Origin of the sequence: Photorhabdus asymbiotica (assembly GCF_003634575.1) — a bacterium.
Taxonomy (GTDB): Bacteria; Pseudomonadota; Gammaproteobacteria; order Enterobacterales; family Enterobacteriaceae; genus Photorhabdus; species Photorhabdus asymbiotica.
On the sequence record NZ_RBLJ01000006.1, the window covers coordinates 15722 to 32020 of the forward strand.

General features: G+C 40.1%; 18 protein-coding genes. 2 read left to right on the forward strand and 16 right to left on the reverse strand.

Going from position 1 to position 16299, the window contains the following annotated elements; all coding sequences use genetic code 11:
• Positions 1 to 7: 7 nt before the first annotated feature.
• The 12 genes from emrA to nrdH all read right to left on the reverse strand — a co-directional run bounded on the left by emrA (position 8) and on the right by nrdH (position 12413).
• Entirely contained in the window at positions 8 to 1186 is a 1179-nt protein-coding gene (gene emrA / locus BDD30_RS21980; protein ID WP_015835305.1) for a multidrug efflux MFS transporter periplasmic adaptor subunit EmrA, read from the reverse strand.
• 238 nt (positions 1187 to 1424) lie between these two features.
• The gene (mprA, locus tag BDD30_RS21985) at positions 1425 to 1949 is read right to left on the reverse strand and encodes a transcriptional repressor MprA (protein WP_015835304.1); all 525 of its coding nucleotides are present in this window, start codon (positions 1947 to 1949) and stop codon (positions 1425 to 1427) included.
• A 129-nt stretch (positions 1950 to 2078) separates the two neighbouring features.
• Positions 2079 to 2417 (reverse strand): L-valine transporter subunit YgaH, encoded by a 339-nt coding sequence (ygaH, locus tag BDD30_RS21990; RefSeq protein WP_015835303.1) that lies wholly within the window; start codon positions 2415 to 2417, stop codon positions 2079 to 2081.
• Complete coding sequence (locus BDD30_RS21995) at positions 2414 to 3172, reverse strand: AzlC family ABC transporter permease (RefSeq protein ID WP_015835302.1); 759 nt, start codon at positions 3170 to 3172, stop codon at positions 2414 to 2416. Before BDD30_RS21995 ends, ygaH begins: the two co-directional genes overlap by 4 nt.
• Positions 3173 to 3268: 96 nt before the next feature.
• Positions 3269 to 4477, reverse strand: a complete 1209-nt coding sequence (locus tag BDD30_RS22000; RefSeq protein ID WP_015835301.1) for an MFS transporter — start codon at positions 4475 to 4477, stop codon at positions 3269 to 3271.
• A gap of 247 nt (positions 4478 to 4724) precedes the next feature.
• Positions 4725 to 5726: a glycine betaine/L-proline ABC transporter substrate-binding protein ProX gene (gene proX / locus BDD30_RS22005; protein WP_015835300.1), complete on the reverse strand. Its 1002-nt coding sequence runs from the start codon at positions 5724 to 5726 to the stop codon at positions 4725 to 4727.
• Positions 5727 to 5767: 41 nt separating this feature from the next.
• Positions 5768 to 6853, reverse strand: coding sequence for a glycine betaine/L-proline ABC transporter permease ProW (gene proW / locus BDD30_RS22010; protein WP_015835299.1), 1086 nt, complete (start codon positions 6851 to 6853; stop codon positions 5768 to 5770).
• Positions 6846 to 8045 (reverse strand): glycine betaine/L-proline ABC transporter ATP-binding protein ProV, encoded by a 1200-nt coding sequence (proV, locus tag BDD30_RS22015; RefSeq protein WP_015835298.1) that lies wholly within the window; start codon positions 8043 to 8045, stop codon positions 6846 to 6848. Before proV ends, proW begins: the two co-directional genes overlap by 8 nt.
• Positions 8046 to 8639: 594 nt before the next feature.
• The gene (gene nrdF, locus BDD30_RS22025) at positions 8640 to 9599 is read right to left on the reverse strand and encodes a class 1b ribonucleoside-diphosphate reductase subunit beta (protein WP_015835296.1); all 960 of its coding nucleotides are present in this window, start codon (positions 9597 to 9599) and stop codon (positions 8640 to 8642) included.
• Positions 9600 to 9620: 21 nt separating this feature from the next.
• Positions 9621 to 11750 (reverse strand): class 1b ribonucleoside-diphosphate reductase subunit alpha, encoded by a 2130-nt coding sequence (nrdE, locus tag BDD30_RS22030; RefSeq protein ID WP_015835295.1) that lies wholly within the window; start codon positions 11748 to 11750, stop codon positions 9621 to 9623.
• Positions 11747 to 12169, reverse strand: a complete 423-nt coding sequence (gene nrdI / locus BDD30_RS22035) for a class Ib ribonucleoside-diphosphate reductase assembly flavoprotein NrdI (protein ID WP_041382923.1) — start codon at positions 12167 to 12169, stop codon at positions 11747 to 11749. The genes nrdE and nrdI overlap by 4 nt, the downstream gene beginning before the upstream one ends.
• Before the next feature lie 13 nt (positions 12170 to 12182).
• Positions 12183 to 12413, reverse strand: a complete 231-nt coding sequence (gene nrdH, locus BDD30_RS22040) for a glutaredoxin-like protein NrdH (RefSeq protein ID WP_015835293.1) — start codon at positions 12411 to 12413, stop codon at positions 12183 to 12185.
• Between the two features lie 331 nt (positions 12414 to 12744).
• Here nrdH and BDD30_RS22045 point away from each other — a divergent pair, with 331 nt between their 5' ends.
• Together BDD30_RS22045 and cspE are read left to right on the forward strand one after the other, a co-directional pair.
• A complete protein-coding gene (locus BDD30_RS22045; protein ID WP_041382258.1) occupies positions 12745 to 13206 on the forward strand; it encodes a methylated-DNA--[protein]-cysteine S-methyltransferase in 462 nt (153 codons plus the stop codon).
• Between the two features lie 217 nt (positions 13207 to 13423).
• Positions 13424 to 13633 (forward strand): transcription antiterminator/RNA stability regulator CspE, encoded by a 210-nt coding sequence (gene cspE / locus BDD30_RS22050; RefSeq protein ID WP_021323071.1) that lies wholly within the window; start codon positions 13424 to 13426, stop codon positions 13631 to 13633.
• 73 nt (positions 13634 to 13706) lie between these two features.
• On the opposite strand, the gene crcB is transcribed toward cspE, so the two are convergent.
• The 4 genes from crcB to ybeD form a co-directional block, all read right to left on the reverse strand.
• Positions 13707 to 14081 (reverse strand): fluoride efflux transporter CrcB, encoded by a 375-nt coding sequence (crcB, locus tag BDD30_RS22055; RefSeq protein ID WP_015835290.1) that lies wholly within the window; start codon positions 14079 to 14081, stop codon positions 13707 to 13709.
• Between the two features lie 14 nt (positions 14082 to 14095).
• Complete coding sequence (lipA, locus tag BDD30_RS22060) at positions 14096 to 15061, reverse strand: lipoyl synthase (RefSeq protein WP_015835289.1); 966 nt, start codon at positions 15059 to 15061, stop codon at positions 14096 to 14098.
• Between the two features lie 109 nt (positions 15062 to 15170).
• Positions 15171 to 15812, reverse strand: coding sequence for a lipoyl(octanoyl) transferase LipB (gene lipB / locus BDD30_RS22065; RefSeq protein ID WP_015835288.1), 642 nt, complete (start codon positions 15810 to 15812; stop codon positions 15171 to 15173).
• 132 nt (positions 15813 to 15944) lie between these two features.
• Positions 15945 to 16208, reverse strand: a complete 264-nt coding sequence (gene ybeD / locus BDD30_RS22070) for a DUF493 family protein YbeD (RefSeq protein ID WP_015835287.1) — start codon at positions 16206 to 16208, stop codon at positions 15945 to 15947.
• Between the last annotated feature and the right edge of the window lie 91 nt (positions 16209 to 16299).

Here is a 16299-nt window from a genome sequence, read left to right on the forward strand (position 1 = left end):
TCCGGTATTATTTTCCAGCATTGTTATTAATTATGTCGGTGACTATTTTATTTGCCGGAGACATATCTATTGTCAGAGCCGTTGTGTGATAAGCCGATTTAGTACGTGTTCGGTTTGATAGAACTTGTCCATCAGAATGAGTAGTATCTACTCTTACTTTAGTAGATAGGCCAATGCGTAATGGGTATTTCTCTAATTGTTCAGGATTCAGTTCAATGCGGACAGGTAAGCGTTGGACAACTTTAATCCAATTGCCACTAGCATTTTGAGCAGGTAATAAAGAGAAAGCGCTTCCGGTACCCATATCAAGCCCCGTGATTTTGCCATTAAATATCTTGTCCTTACCGTAAAAATCACTGGTGATTTCTGCGGGTTGACCAATACGCATGTTGGCGAGCTGAGTTTCTTTAAAGTTAGCTTCAATCCACATATTGTATGCCGGAATTATCGCCATCAGCGGTGTATTTTTATTGATTTGTGCGCCAATTTGTACACTGCGACGAGAGACATAGCCATCAACTGGGCTGACTATTTTAGTGCGTTGCAACGCTAACCAAGCATTGCGAACATCCGTTGCAGCTTGTTCAACTGCTGGTTGTTTTTCTAAAGGGGTGTCCAGAATAACCGCTTGATTAGCGTTGTATTGTTCGACTGCGACATCTAATGTCGCTTTGGCGCTGGCAACGGCTTCTCGTGCATGTTGCAATTCTTCTTTACCAATGACTTTCTGAGCACCAAGCACTTCACGGCGGCTGAGATCACTTTGAACTCGGGTCAATTCAGAGCGGCGCAGGGCAATATTAGCCTGATATTGTTTACTGTTAATCATCTGCTGATGAGTTTGGCGGACACTACTGGCGAGCGCTGTTTTTGCTTTCTCTAGGGCTAATTCTGCATCACGGGGATCAAGTTGTACTAACACACTACCGCTTTTCACAAAGTCCGTGTTATCGAAGTGAACGGTAATTACACTGCCAGCAACTTGCGACATGATTTGAACTTGGTTGCCTGTAACGTAGGCGTTATCTGTTTCTTGATGGTGGCGTAAGACGATAAACCAATAAAAGAAATAGGCTACGCCGAGCAGAGTAAAGACAAGAGTTAGTAATACTAAGGCGCGACTGCGTTGTCTTTTTTTGCTACTGGTTGGATTTTGTGGTGCTTGCACTTCCTGATTTGCACTCATAGTAAATCTCCGTGCTTGTTATTTTTTTCCGGTAACTACCATCTTTTAGGATCACTTTTCCAGTAGCGCTATATCATCACTACTGGAAAGGTGAATTACACAGAGTCCAATGTTATCGAAGAATAAGAGTTAGCTCTTTGCAGAATAGATCATATTGGCTAACAAGAAAGTTTTTTCGAACAATTTAACCAGGAAAGTGTTACTTGGATAAAAAGCGTTCGATTAAACGACAAGCTGTTTATTTGATACAATCGCCCATGGTATCAAGTCTGACTAGTAATTTTCTCATTAACTTCTCTAACTGTTTTTGTTCCTCCTGGTCAAGACATGACCAAAGTCTTCTTAAGCAATCATGTTGAGGTGGAAGCAAACTATTTAAGAATTTTGTACCTTGCTCTGTCAGGTGAAGGTGAAGACAGCGGCGGTCGTTATGACTTTCTTTTCTTTCAATCCACTCCTGCTTTTCTAATTCATCAGCGATACGAGTGGCGTTAGTACGAGAAGAACCTAAAGCGGCACTGAGTTCTGACGGCTGAATACTGTGGCTTTCTTTAGTATCAAGGATCATCAGGGCCATGAACAAAGTTTCATTGATTCCTTGAGCTTTCAACATATTATTACGGTTTTCAAGCAACTTACTTTGGACGTGCATTGATAACCTAGTCAACAGGATCTCTTGATAAGGGATATCTTTATTTAATTTGGCTTGCTGTGCTGCACGAATATTCAGTAATTCTTCGGTAGGCGTAAACGAACTTTCCATTATTTAGATACCTTATTAGTTTCAACTGGTAAGATAACTTTTGTTATCAAACATCCAAATGGTATATTAAAAGATAAATTTAGCAATTGTAGTTATTTATTATCATCATATTTCTTTTGATATTGATACCTAATTCATAAATATTTTGAATGTTAGTCCGAAAAGTAGAGCACCTAATAGAGTTGCGAGTATAATTTTCTTTGTTTTGTAGAAAACTAAGCAGATAGTCAGAAAGCCCACTAGGGTAGGAAGTAGCTTTTGGCTATCTTTCATTACATCAGGAATGCCGGAAACGATCAGTAAAGAGCAAATGGATGCGATACCAATACTATCAAGAATAATGCTTGTTTTTCCGCCTTGTCTGCCGACAGATTGACGAGCTGTACCAAAACGCAGTGGTAGATAGCGGAATAAAAAATTAGCTAATCCAACGAGTAGCCCAATGAACAGAATTCTACTGTCAATCATGGTGTTTCCTTTTGGTCAGAAATGCTATTGCAACTGTTTCTTGGTTGTAATAATGCAGCAGTACAGCCACCAACAATTCCTGCCAGAATGGCAATAGGGATTGAGAAAAATGTAATCCCTAATAGTGCTCCAGTTAGGGCTGCTATAACACAATAGCTATTTTGTTTTCTGCAAGATGCAAGAAGGAAGCTCAAGAATAGCGCTGGTAACATAAAAGTCATGGCTGCTTCTACTGCGGGGTAGGATTCCAGATAACCATTGCTAAGAAATGCGCCTGCTGCGGTACCTATGACCCAGGCAAGCCAGGAACAGATAGCAATAGCAACCATCCAATTTTCACTCCAACTACGTTGATTCTTAATCAGCTTTGCTGTGGCTGCGGCAAAAACTTCATCTGTTAGGCCAAAAGCCCAGATAAGGTTTTTTTTCTCCGTTAATTTATCTTTGATACGGTGCCTTAAAGATGGGCCATAAAGAATATGGCGAACATCCATTGCCATTATTGTCAGGGCAGAAACCCATAACGATGTACCTGCACTCAGTAAAGCAGTGATAACGAATTGGCTTGCCCCAGCATAGATAATGCATGAAAAGAAAATGGCTTCTATTGGGTTAAAGCCTAATTTGACAGCGTTAAGACCAAAAGCAAAAGCTACAGGTACGTAGCCGATAACGATTGGCAGGCTGTCTATTATTCCATCAGCAAAAGATGATTTTTTATCAGATAAAGGCATTAATCTGTCAGGAATAGGCATAGAATATACATCTGGTTATATAAATGTTATGTAACATAACAAAATGAAATGGAATAGAAAATATTATCCATACTAAATGTTCTGTAAATGTTTTTATTAAGTACAACTTGTTTCCTGCGACGTCTTAGGTTCATGTTTTTTGCCCAAAAACCATACGAGAAGGTTAATTACACAAATAGTTATTCCTGCAGCAGTAATACCATACCAGCCTGAGTGTTTATAAGCGTAACCTGCAACCAGAGAGCCAAAAGCGCCACCAATAAAATAACTGGTCATATAAGCGGCAGTAAGTCGATTTCTGGCTTCTGGCATGATGCGGTATATCGTGCTTTGATTAGTGACGTGTACACCTTGAATAGCAATGTCGAGGATCAAAATGCCAATTAGGAAGCTAATCAATGATTCTTTGGCAAAGCCAATGAGTATCCATGAAAGAAGTAATAATATCAGAGCGATGCTGGTGGTTAGAGAACCTTTTCCTTTATCGGCTAGTTGTCCAGTTCTGGTTGCCATCAGTGCTCCGGCAGCACCGACTAATCCAAATAAACCAATTACCCCTTCAGAATAATTAAAAGGAGGGGCTGAGAGCAGAAATGCCATTGATGTCCATAAGAGGCTGAAATTGGCAAATGTCAGCGCTCCCAATATGGCGCGTACTCTTAGAAGAGGGGTTGTGGTAACGAGTTTTACAATAGAGCCAAGTAATTGACAGTAATTAAGGTTAGTTACTTGCTTATAACGAGGAAGATAGCGCCATAATGTCAGGGAAAGGATCACCAGTAATACGCTAGCAATCCAAAAAATAGTTCGCCAGCCACTAAGAGTAGCCATGGTGCCGGAGATTGTTCTTGCCAGTAATATTCCAAGTAACAAGCCTCCCATAATTGTACCGACTGCTTTTCCTCGCTGATGGGGAAGAGCAAGTGTTGCGGCCAGAGGAACCAGCACTTGGGCAACTACTGAAAATAAGCCTGTTAAGGCGGTTCCCAGTAACATTTGCCAGATATTTTGCGACATAGCGGTAATTAGCAAGCCGATAGCAGCCAATATAGTCATCGAAACAATCAGACTGCGTCGTTCAAGCATGTCTCCTAATGGCACCAGGAATATCAGGCCAATGGCATAGCTTAGTTGAGCTGAAGTGACAATAAAACTCGCTTCACTGGAAGTTAGGTTAAATTGTAAAGCGATAGTATCAAGTAGTGGTTGTGCATAGTAGTTACTAGCAACAACCAAACCTGTGGCAATTGCCATCAGAGCAATTAAAGCAGGGCTTAACGGTGTACGGGAAATATTTTCTTCCATAGTTAGGTTTTCTTATGTTTAAACGGCAGGTTAAGGGAGAGAGTAAACAACGCATTAAAGATGCCAGTAGTTACGTACTAAATTGTTCACATTGTAATGAGTTTTTCTTATTAGATTCAATGCTAAACAAAGGGAATGATGGGGTGAACTCCAAAAACAATCATTGAGCTGACCAGTTTGGTATAAGAAAAAATGGAATTGAGAAATAGTGAACTGGCATAGACCAATTCACTATGTTATCCAAGTATTAATTATTTCCGGCGGCTTTAATGGCAGTTTTAACCCAACCATCAAATAATTTCTGATGAGCTTGAATCCAACCATTGGCATGGCGTTCGATATCTGCTTGTGATGCTTCGCCATTATGCATCCTCAGGTTTTGGGCGTTAATGTCAGCAATCGGCATTTTCATAATAGAAAATAGCTTAGCTGCTGCTGGGTTATTTTCGGCCCATTTTTTATTGGCGGCAATATGCATAATACTTGGAGGAAAGCCATAATTTGCGCCATTTGGTAGCTTCGTATCTATTTTTTCACCGTTAGGCATAGCCGAGAAAGGAACTTGTAACCAGATAACATCCTTACCCGGTTTTAGCACATCACTGATCCAGTAAGGAGTCCATGTGTAATATAGGATAGGTCTACCTTCTTTATAACGGGTAATTGTATCCGCCATCATGGCCGCATAGTTCCCTTGATTATGTTCAACACTATTACTTAAACCATACGCTTTGAGGTGATGATTAATTGCGGCTTCGCAGCCCCATCCGGGATTACAGCCGGTGAGATCAGCTTTGCCATTATCGTTGGTATCAAATAATTTGGCTATTTTCGGATCTTTCAATTGGGCAATATTGGTGATGTTATATTTTTCTGCTGTTGTTTTGTCGATTAAGTACCCCTGTGCGGAGTTTTCCACGTAGTTACCAACGCGGTAGAATTTGGTGTCACCACCCGCTGCTTGATATTGGTTGTTGTGCAGTGGTTCCCAACTTACTGCCATAAAGGTTGCATCACCGGAAGCAATAGAAGAGTAGGCAACGTTGTAGTCTACTTCTTTGATTGGTTTGATATCATAGCCAAGCTTTTCTAGTGCCTTATTGACGATCAGTGTCTGGAATGTTTCTTCGGTGATAGTGCTTTGTACTGGCTGTACGCTGATACCTTTACCGGGTAATTCGGCAGCGGATATCTGCGGACTTATTAGTGATGATAGGGCTACTACAGCCCAGGTAACTGTTTTGTACATAGTTTTACCTTCTGTTGTAATAATTATATGTTCATTAAAAATCACGCTTTTTTGCTTAACAAGCGGATAATTAATCCAGTTGGTCCAGTGCTATACCAGCGATTTGTCCCCTTCGTGCGGCTGTCACGACCGAGAGACTGAGTGAGACGGTCAAGGAGAATCGCAAGAATCACGATGCCAACACCCCCCACGGCAGCAAGTCCCATATCAAGACGACCAATACCCCGTAAAACCATCTGCCCTAAGCCACCAACGGCAATCATTGAGGCGATAACAACCATTGATAATGCCAACATCAGGGTTTGGTTTACTCCAGCCATAATGGTTGGCATAGCCAATGGTAGCTGCACTTTAAACAGCATTTGGCGAGGACTGGCACCAAAAGATTCCGCTGCTTCTATCAGGTCTGTTGGAACCTGTTTGATGCCTAAAATTGTTAGACGGACAATTGGAGGCAGAGCAAAGATAATAGTGACGATTACTCCAGGCACGTTACCGATGCCAAAAAGCATGACAATGGGAACCAGATAGACAAATGCTGGCGTAGTTTGCATTGCATCAAGCATAGGCCGAATAATCTTTGCAGCTCTTTCACTGCGTGACAGCCAGAGACCAAGTGGTAAGCCGATGATGATACAAAACAGCAGAGATGTCAGAGCCAGTGCCAGAGTAACCATAGCTTCAGACCATGCTCCAATTGCACCAATCACTATTAACGAAGCAAGTGAGGCAATCCCCATCCCAATGCCTGATAGTTGCCAAGCAATCAAGGCAAACAACATGATGGCAACCGGTGCCGGCATTGATGTGAGACATTGTTCAAAGCCATTGAGAACGAAATCTATTGGGATACGTATTCCCTGAAATGCTGGTCGAAAATTCAGCACAATCCAGTCAATAGCATGAGTTACCCATGAGTCCAAAGGGATAAGTGTGTTCTGGAATGGGTCCATGATATTAAAGTGTTCAGTCGGTACAGTTGTTGCCGGTACATCCAGCCAATCAGAACCGGCTGAATTGTCAACATTGGCTTCACTACCCCAAGGATCTGCGTTATTAGTGGAGGAGGAATCGGTATCCCATGCATCTTGTGCCGGCTGGGGTTGATGTTCGTTTTGATTACTCAATTGATGTCTCCTTGTCTAAAGCTTGCAACAGCATCCCTTTGGAAATAACACCAATGTATTTGTCGTTATCCCCAACAACCGGAACTGCACAAGGTGATTGTGCTACAACAGAAATTAATTCATTAAGAGACGTATCTGCGGTAACGGCAGTCGGTTCCGCCAATATGGCATGTTCGATAGGTTTTTTTTCCTGTAATGCTTTTTCCAATGAATTTACCGAGACTATGCCCGCGAATTTTTGTCCACGTTCAATCAGGTAACCATAACTTCTGTTTTCATCATCAAGAACTTTCAATGCAGAACGAGGACCAAAACCCGGTGCGACGTGAAGAAGAGAGTCAGGACGACGGCGAGCAACATCTTTAGCGCTGAATACATGGCTGATATCTACGCCACGGAAAAAGGTCCTCACATAGTCATTGGCTGGATTGTTCAGGATTTCATCAGGTGTCCCAACCTGTACAACAACACCGCCTTGCATAATAGCGATCCGATCACCGATACGCATTGCTTCGTCTAAATCGTGGGAGATAAAAACAATGGTTCGTGGTTGATTACCTTGTAGGCTTAGCAGCTCGTCCTGCATTTCTGTACGAATTAATGGGTCAAGGGCAGAAAACGCTTCATCCATCAGCAAAATATCAGGGTCATTAGCTAATGCTCTGGCAAGTCCAATACGTTGGCGCATACCGCCAGAAAGTTCATCTGGATAGGATTGCGCGTAATTCTCCAGATTTACCTGTTTCAGTGCATCCAACGCTTTTTTGTGACGTTCTTGTTTAGAGATACCGGCAAGTTCCATGCCAAAAGCACTGTTTTCCAGTACGTTTAAATGCGGCATTAATGCGAATGATTGGAAAACCATACTGATTTTGTTACGGCGAATTTCTCTTAACGCTGTCTCTGAAATCTCAGAAATATCTTCACCATCAATTAATACCTGACCGCGAGTTGGTTTTATCAGACGATTGAGAAGGCGTACCATTGTGGATTTACCGGAGCCGGATAATCCCATGATGACAAATATTTCGCCTTCTTCAATGGCCAGATTGGCATTTTGTATACCAACAACTAGACCTGTCTTTTCAAATATCTGATCTTTATTCAAACCAGAATTGAGTAATTTGAGTGCACATTCTGGATGATCGCCGAATATTTTATAGAGGTTTTTAACTTCGAGTTTAATTGCCATGAAATAGTTAATTTCCTTTCGATGGTTATATAATAATTTTATGCGTTATTTATCCTGCATGATTCTTTGAAGATATATACCCTAACATACTGAGATAGCCTGACAACCCTATGTTAATGTTAATTAATCAAAAAGTGCTGATAATAAATTATTAAAAGTAGATATATTTGCAATAATTTCATCGTAATCAGTCAATTGTTATTGGCGATTTATTTCTATTGGTAAAATCATAATTGTTCTCTATTTCAATGTTATTAAAGAGTTTTTTATCTAAATTGGTATAAATTATCAATCATATTTTTAATAGAATTGATTATTAATCAATGTGGTTTATTATTTTGGGTTGGAATGAAATTTAATTTGTAAAATATTAGTTTTTCTAATGTTTTTTCTGTTTAAAATGGAGCGGATGGCTATTTCTGGAAAATATATTCGTAGAAATAGTCGAAAATATGAAAAATGCCATAGAAAATATAAGGATTTTATGGCATTTGATCGTTTAAAAAACAGGTTTAATAATTTTTTTCTGCAAATATTATCGTATTATGGCTATCTGGCATTTGAAATATTTTATATAAAATAAAGTCATTTTATTTAAAAATCCCAGTCTTCATCTTCTGTATTGACTGCTTTACCGATAACATATGATGAACCTGAGCCAGAAAAGAAATCATGGTTTTCATTTGCTCCAGGTGATAATGCGGACAATATTGCCGGGCTGACGTCTGTCATTTCTGAGAGAAATAGGGCTTCATACCCAAGGTTCATTAATGCTTTATTTGCATTATAATGTAAGAATTTTTTAACATCTTCTGTCCAGCCAACAATATCATAAAGATCTTCTGTATATTTTATTTCGTTTTCGTATAAATCAAATAATAATGAAAATGTAAAGTCTTTAATTTCTTTTTTCTCGGAATTAGGATATTTATTTAATGATTGTTGGAATTTATACCCAATATAATAACCGTGAATAGCTTCGTCACGAATAATGAGTCGGATCAAATCCGCTGTATTTGTTAATTTTCCTCGGCTTGACCAATACATAGGTAAATAAAATCCGGAATAGAATAAAAATGATTCCAGAAAAACACTGGCTACCTTTTTCTTTAATGGATGGCTATCACAATAATAATTTAAGATAATTTTAGCTTTATTCTGCAATGCTAGGTTGTTTTCACTCCAGTAATAAGCATCATCTACATCGGCGGTTAGGCATAATGTTGAAAAGATAGAACTGTAGGATCGTGCATGAACCGCTTCCATGAAGCTAATATTGGACATCACAGCTTCTTCATGGGGTGTCAATGCATCTTCCATCAATGCCGGAGCGCCGACAGTATTTTGAATAGTGTCTAGTAGAGTCAATCCGGTAAATACCCGGATTGTTAACTTTTTCTCTTCTGCGGTCAGTGTGTTCCATGAGGGAATATCATTAGATAATGGCACTTTTTCTGGTAGCCAAAAATTGGTTGTTAGCCGATTCCAAACTTCTAGATCTTTGTCATCCTTAAGCCGATTCCAATTAATTGCACATATAGGATTGTTAATCATAATAAATTTCCAGCATTAATTTTACAATGAGCATGAAATACAACCTTGTACTTCTGTACCTTCCAGAGCTATTTGTCTCAATCGGATGTAATAAAGTGTTTTGATCCCTTTACGCCAGGCATAAATTTGCGCTTTATTAATGTCGCGGGTTGTGGCGTCATCTTTGAAGAAAAGTGTCAGTGATAATCCCTGATCAACATGTTGAGTCGCTGCGGCGTAAGTATCAATAATTTTTTCCGGCCCGATTTCGTAGGCATCTTTGTAATATTCAAGATTATCGTTAGTCATAAATGGGGCAGGGTAATATACTCTCCCTAATTTACCATCTTTACGGATCTCGATGCGGGAGACAATCGGGTGAATACTTGATGTTGAATTGTTGATATATGAAATAGAACCTGTGGGAGGAACAGCCTGAAGATTCTGATTATAAATACCATGGGTTATAACTGAGGCTTTTAGTTCAAGCCAGTCTTGTTGATTAGGAATAACGATTCCTGCTTGTTCAAATAACTGGCAGACTTTTTGGGTCTGAGGTTGCCAGGATCTTTCCGTATATTTATTGAAAAATTCACCGCTGGCGTAACGAGAATCTTTAAAACCTTTAAAGTAACAATTGCGTTCAATTGCGATTTGGTTTGAAGTACGTAAAGCGTGATAAGCGACGATATAGAAATAAATATTTGTGAAATCTATTCCCTCCTCAGAGCCATAATAAATTCTTTCCCTTGCCAGATAGCCGTGCAGATTCATTTGACCTAAACCAATCGCATGAGAATCTTGATTTCCTTTTTCGATGGAAGGTACAGAACGAATATGACTCATATCTGATACGGCGGTTAAAGCGCGGATAGCGGTTTCAATTGAAAGAGCAAAATTAGGTGAGTCCATTGTATGAGCGATATTCATTGATCCCAGATTACAACTAATGTCTTTGCCGATATAGCGGTAACTTAAATCATCTGCATATTCACTAGCGCTGTTAACTTGCAGAATTTCGGAACATAAGTTACTCATATTAATTCGGCCCTTAATTGGGTTAACACGATTCACAGTATCCTCATACATAATATAGGGATAACCGGATTCGAATTGGATCTCCGCTAATGTTAGGAAAAATTCACGGGCGTTGATTTTTGATTTACGAATGTGTTGATTATTCACCATTTCAGCATATTTTTCTGTAATGCTAATTTCAGACATTGGCACACCATAAACTCTCTGAATATCATAAGGTGAGAACAGATACATATCTTCATTGTTTTTAGCCAATTCAAAAGTAATATCAGGAATAACAACGCCAAGAGAGAGTGTTTTTATACGGATTTTCTCGTCAGCATTTTCCCGTTTTGTATCCAGAAAATGGAGAATATCAGGATGATGAGCATTGAGATAAACAGCACCAGCACCCTGACGTGCGCCAAGCTGATTGGCATAAGAAAATGCATCTTCTAGCATTTTCATTACAGGAACGACACCTGATGATTGATTTTCAATCATTTTTATCGGTGCACCCGCTTCTCGTAGATTACTGAGTAAACATGCGACACCGCCACCACGTTTTGAAAGCTGTAATGCTGAATTGATTGAACGCCCAATAGATTCCATATTGTCTTCAATGCGAAGCAGGAAACAAGAAACCAGCTCTCCTCGTTGTTTTCTACCGCAATTAAGGAAAGTTGGTGTCGCTGGCTGAAAGCGGCCACTGATGATTTCGTCGACCAAGCGACAAGCCAGTGTCTGGTTGCCTTGAGCCAGAGTCAGAGCAACCATGCATACTCGATCTTCATAACGTTCTAGGTAGCGTTTATTATCGAAGGTTTTCAGAGAATAGCTGGTGTAATATTTGAATGCACCCAGAAAGGTTTGAAAGCGGAATTTTTTGCTATAGGCTTGCTGAAAGAGCTTTTTAATAAAAGCAAAATCGTACTGCTCCAGTACTTTTGTTTCGTAATATCCTTCTTGTTGGAGAAAATCCAGTTTCTCTTTTAGATCATGGAAAAAGATCGTATTCTGATTTACATGTTGATGGAAATAATGATAAATGGCCAGTTTATCTTTATCAAACTGAATATTTCCTTCACTGTCATACAAATTTAGCATGGCATTTAGAGCGTGGTAATCCCGCTGTTTGTTAATTTTTGAAGTCATGATTGTATATTCTCTGGTGAGTAGTGTTGCCAAAAGCTTTGAATACCCCAGCGTACTCGTTGTATATCTTCTTCGGTGCCCATTAACTCAAAACGATATAGGAGTGGTATCCGGCATTTTTCCGAAATTATCCGTCCGGCAATGCCATAAGCTTCGCCAAAATTTGTATTTCCGGCGGCTATAACTCCCCGAATTAGCGCTCGGTTTTCGGCAATATTTAGAAATCGAATCACTTGTGGAGGGACAGCGCCTTTAGCATCGCCACCACCATAACTTGGTGTCAGCAAAATGTAAGGAGAGGTTACGTTTAGTGGGCTAACTGATTTGTCTGCCGGAATACGAAGAGCTGGCATTTTCAATTTTTGGACAAATCTATGGCTGTTACCTGATGAACTTGAAAAGTAGACTAGCGGATTCATCTTCATAATAAACCTACAGATTCTCGGCTAACGTGTTGATTTTATCAAGGCGGAATCCTACCCAGTGCTGTGTGCCTGCGATGACCACGGGAACTTGCTGATAGCCCAGGGCATGAACAATAGCTAAAGCCTGAGGATTTTTGGTTAAGTCAACAATCTGATAAGGAATGTTTCTTCGGTTTAGGGCTTGGTAGGTTGCGCTGCATTGTACGCAGTCAGGTTTGCTATAAATAGTAATGCACATTAAGCACTCCTTTTCCAGTTTGTGGGCATGTAGTGACAAAGTTTGGTTCATTAGTAATAATTTTCTAAAAGGTACCAATTTGAACTATGCTATATATAGTGTATTTTTATTTCAACCACACTATATATGGTGTCAATTCTATGTTGAATGACCATTGTCAAAATTACAGCGTCAATTATTCCTTGTGATTGGAAAGCTTTTTTCCTCTTCAGGAAAGCTTAAGCTTTCTAGTCGGTGGTAAGGGAGCAACTGAATTCATCATTGCAATTTATTGAAAAGACGATTTACTCTAATCTCAATAATGACTTATATTTTTTCAAGGGAGGTGGTTATGTATCATCAGTATTTTGAGACACCTAAAGGATTTCCTAAACCGTATGTTCATATCACTGCGGATGATAAGGGAGTGACCAGTCTATATTTTGTTGATGAAAAAACAGCGCCTGAAGTGAAAAATGATATTACTAAACAGTGCGTGAAAGAGCTACGGGGATATTTTGCGGGTAAACGTACTGAGTTTTCTGTTCCACTCAACCCTGAGGGAACGGAATTCCAACAACGTGTATGGTTGCAGTTATGTAAAATCCCGTTTGGAGAAGTGTGGAGTTATAAGCAATTATCGTTGGCATTAGGTTCAGCGAACTATTGTCGTGCAGTGGGAATGGCTAATTCTCGTAATCCAATCTCATTAATTGTGCCTTGTCACCGTGTTATTGGGCATGATGGCAAATTAGTTGGATATACCGGCGGCTTAAATATTAAAAGCTGGTTATTAGAGCATGAAAAAGCATAACAGTTTGCTTGTTTGATGAATTGCCTGATAAAAGACCAGGGATGGTTATAGAATATTTATATATGTGCATTATTTAGCAGCAAAACTAAATAAAGATGACATCTATCGTATTTTATTATGCTTTTCGTGATCTTGGTTGTAGACAGTGAACCAATTTATTTGCTGTACTGTATGCGACACAGGTTTTGTGTCTTATTTCACGTTAAAGGTATGTTTGATGTCAAAAATTAAAGGTAACGTTAAGTGGTTTAATGAATCTAAAGGATTCGGGTTTATCACTCCAGAAGATGGTAGCAAAGACGTATTCGTGCATTTCTCTGCTATTCAGAGTAACGGATTTAAAACTCTGGCAGAAGGCCAAAAGGTAGAGTTTGAAATCACTGACGGCGCTAAAGGTCCATCTGCTGTAAACGTTGTCGCTATCTGATTTTAACTCCGTATTTCGAAAACCCGTTGTTTCAACGGGTTTTTTTTGATTCTTGCGATATGTGTAATGAAATTTAAAACTCACCCATCAATACGAAAGCTAAAATTGTCATTAGTAGTGATCCAAAAAGATTAAGCAAAACGGTTCCCAGCGCCCATCCTAGTTTTCCATCTAGTAATAGATAAACAATTTCGACAGAAAAAGTAGAGAACGTTGTTAAGCCACCACAAAAGCCGGTAGTTAGCATTAATTTCCAGGCCGGATTAAGATATGTGGCTCTATTAAAATATGCCAATCCCAGCCCGATAATGAATGCACCAATACAATTGACGGTCAGGGTGCCAATTGAGATGTTAATCGGAATATTATTAAGGCGGAGGCTGATAAACCAACGTAATACACTACCTAAACCTCCGCCGATAAATACGGCCAGAATAATATTAAGCATAATTAGGCTTATGGTTATTTAACTTCTTCACCTCTGGCTTGCAAATCAGCGTGATAAGAAGAACGAACAAATGGTCCACAAGCCGCATGGGTGAATCCCATCGCCAGTGCTTCTTCTTTCATTTCATCAAATTCTTGTGGACTGACGTAGCGTTGTACTGGTAAATGGTGGCGGCTGGGTTGTAGATATTGGCCCAGAGTCAGCATAGTGACACCGTGGCGGCGCAGATCACGCATAACATCAAGAATTTCTTCATTTGTTTCACCGAGACCCACCATCAGACCAGATTTAGTTGGGATATCAGGGTGGGCTTCTTTGAACTTTTCGAGTAATTTCAGTGACCACTCATAATTTGCGCCAGGGCGTACCTGGCGGTAAATCCGTGGTACGTTTTCCAGGTTATGATTAAAAACGTCCGGCGGTGTCGCTGTTAGTATTTCAAGGGCACGATCCATGCGTCCTCGGAAATCAGGGACCAAGGTTTCGATTTTAATGGATGGATTCTTTTCACGGATAGCAGAAATACAGTCAGCAAAGTGTTGAGCACCGCCGTCACGCAGATCATCACGGTCAACGGAGGTGATAACGACATAGCGTAGTGCCATATCTTTAATGGTTTGTGCCAGTTTTACTGGTTCGTTGGCATCAGGAGCCATTGGGCGGCCATGGGCAACATCACAGAAAGGGCAACGACGGGTGCAAATTGCGCCAAGAATCATAAAAGTTGCTGTACCGTGATTGAAACATTCAGCTAGGTTGGGGCAGGAAGCTTCTTCACAAACGGAATGCAGGCCATTCTTGCGCATAGCAGATTTGATACCCTGAATGCGGCTGGAATCCGCAGGAAGTTTGATTTTCATCCACTCAGGTTTACGCAAGATTTCTGTACGTTCGGTAATCACTGTTTTGACAGGGATCAGCGCCATTTTGTCTGCGTCGCGGTACTTAATTCCGCGTTCCATCTGAATTGGTTTACTCATAATCGTGCTGGTTCCAGTGTTAAATTCATCAGGTTGAGATTTATCTTCAGCCCACTGCGTGATAAATCAATTAAAAAATTTTTGAAAATATTAAAAAATTATATCATCTTTAGCTATTCAGTTTAAATCCCAACTGCTGACAGAATGTCTCTACCAAAATCGGTTGCACTTGCTCAATAGTAATTCCAGGGACTAATTCGCTGAGTTGAGTCATTTTCATGCCAGCATAGCCACAAGGATTAATTCGTAGAAATGGTTCTAAATCCATTGCAATATTAAGTGCTAGCCCGTGGAAAGAGCAGCCTTTGCGTATTCGTAATCCGAGGGAGCAAATTTTGGCTTCGTCGACATAAACACCAGGAGCATCCGGTCGGGCATAGGCTTTCACACTAAAGTGAGCAAGTGTTTTAACGACAGTGTCCTCTATCGCTGTAACCAGTTGTCGTACACCTATTTTGGCACGTTTGATGTCAATCATAACATACATAACTTGCTGACCAGGACCATGATAGGTGATTTGTCCACCACGATCGGATTGGATAATCGGAATATCACCGGGAGATAGCAAATGCTCAGCTTTACCTGCTTGCCCCTGAGTAAATACTTTTGGGTGCTGTACCAGCCAGATTTCATCGGGTGTGTTAATATCTCGCTGCTCAGTAAACAAATGCATTGCATCAGAAATCGGCTCGTAAGGTTGTATTCCTAATTGGCGTAAGAAAATTGTTTTATATTGCAATTGAGACTTCATTTGGTCGCTATAAGATTTAGCCAGTATAACCTTCAGAAGAGATTCTCACCAGTTTAGTACACTCTAAACTGTGGTGCTTCTGATAAATAAAACAATCCCCTGAGAAATTACAGGGGATTGTTTGGGTTTGTGTTACAACACTACTCGTACCAGTTCAAGGTTACCTAACTCTTCATACAAGGTTTCTATTTGTTCAATGTGAGTAGCATTGATAGTAATGGATACTGAGTGGTAGTTACCTTTGCTGCTTGGCTTAACTTGTGGAGAGTAATCGCCCGGCGCGTGGCGCTGAACCACTTCAACGACCTGATTAACTAACTCAGGTTCAGCTAAACCCATCACTTTGTAGGTGAATGAGCAAGGGAACTCAAGCAGTTCATTTAATTTCGTTTTCATGGGCGCTCCTGGTTTGCTTTTTGCAATACGTATGGTCAGTCTTTTCTGTAAAATTAATGTTTTCCCCGCCTTAAATCACAGGGATGTTTAT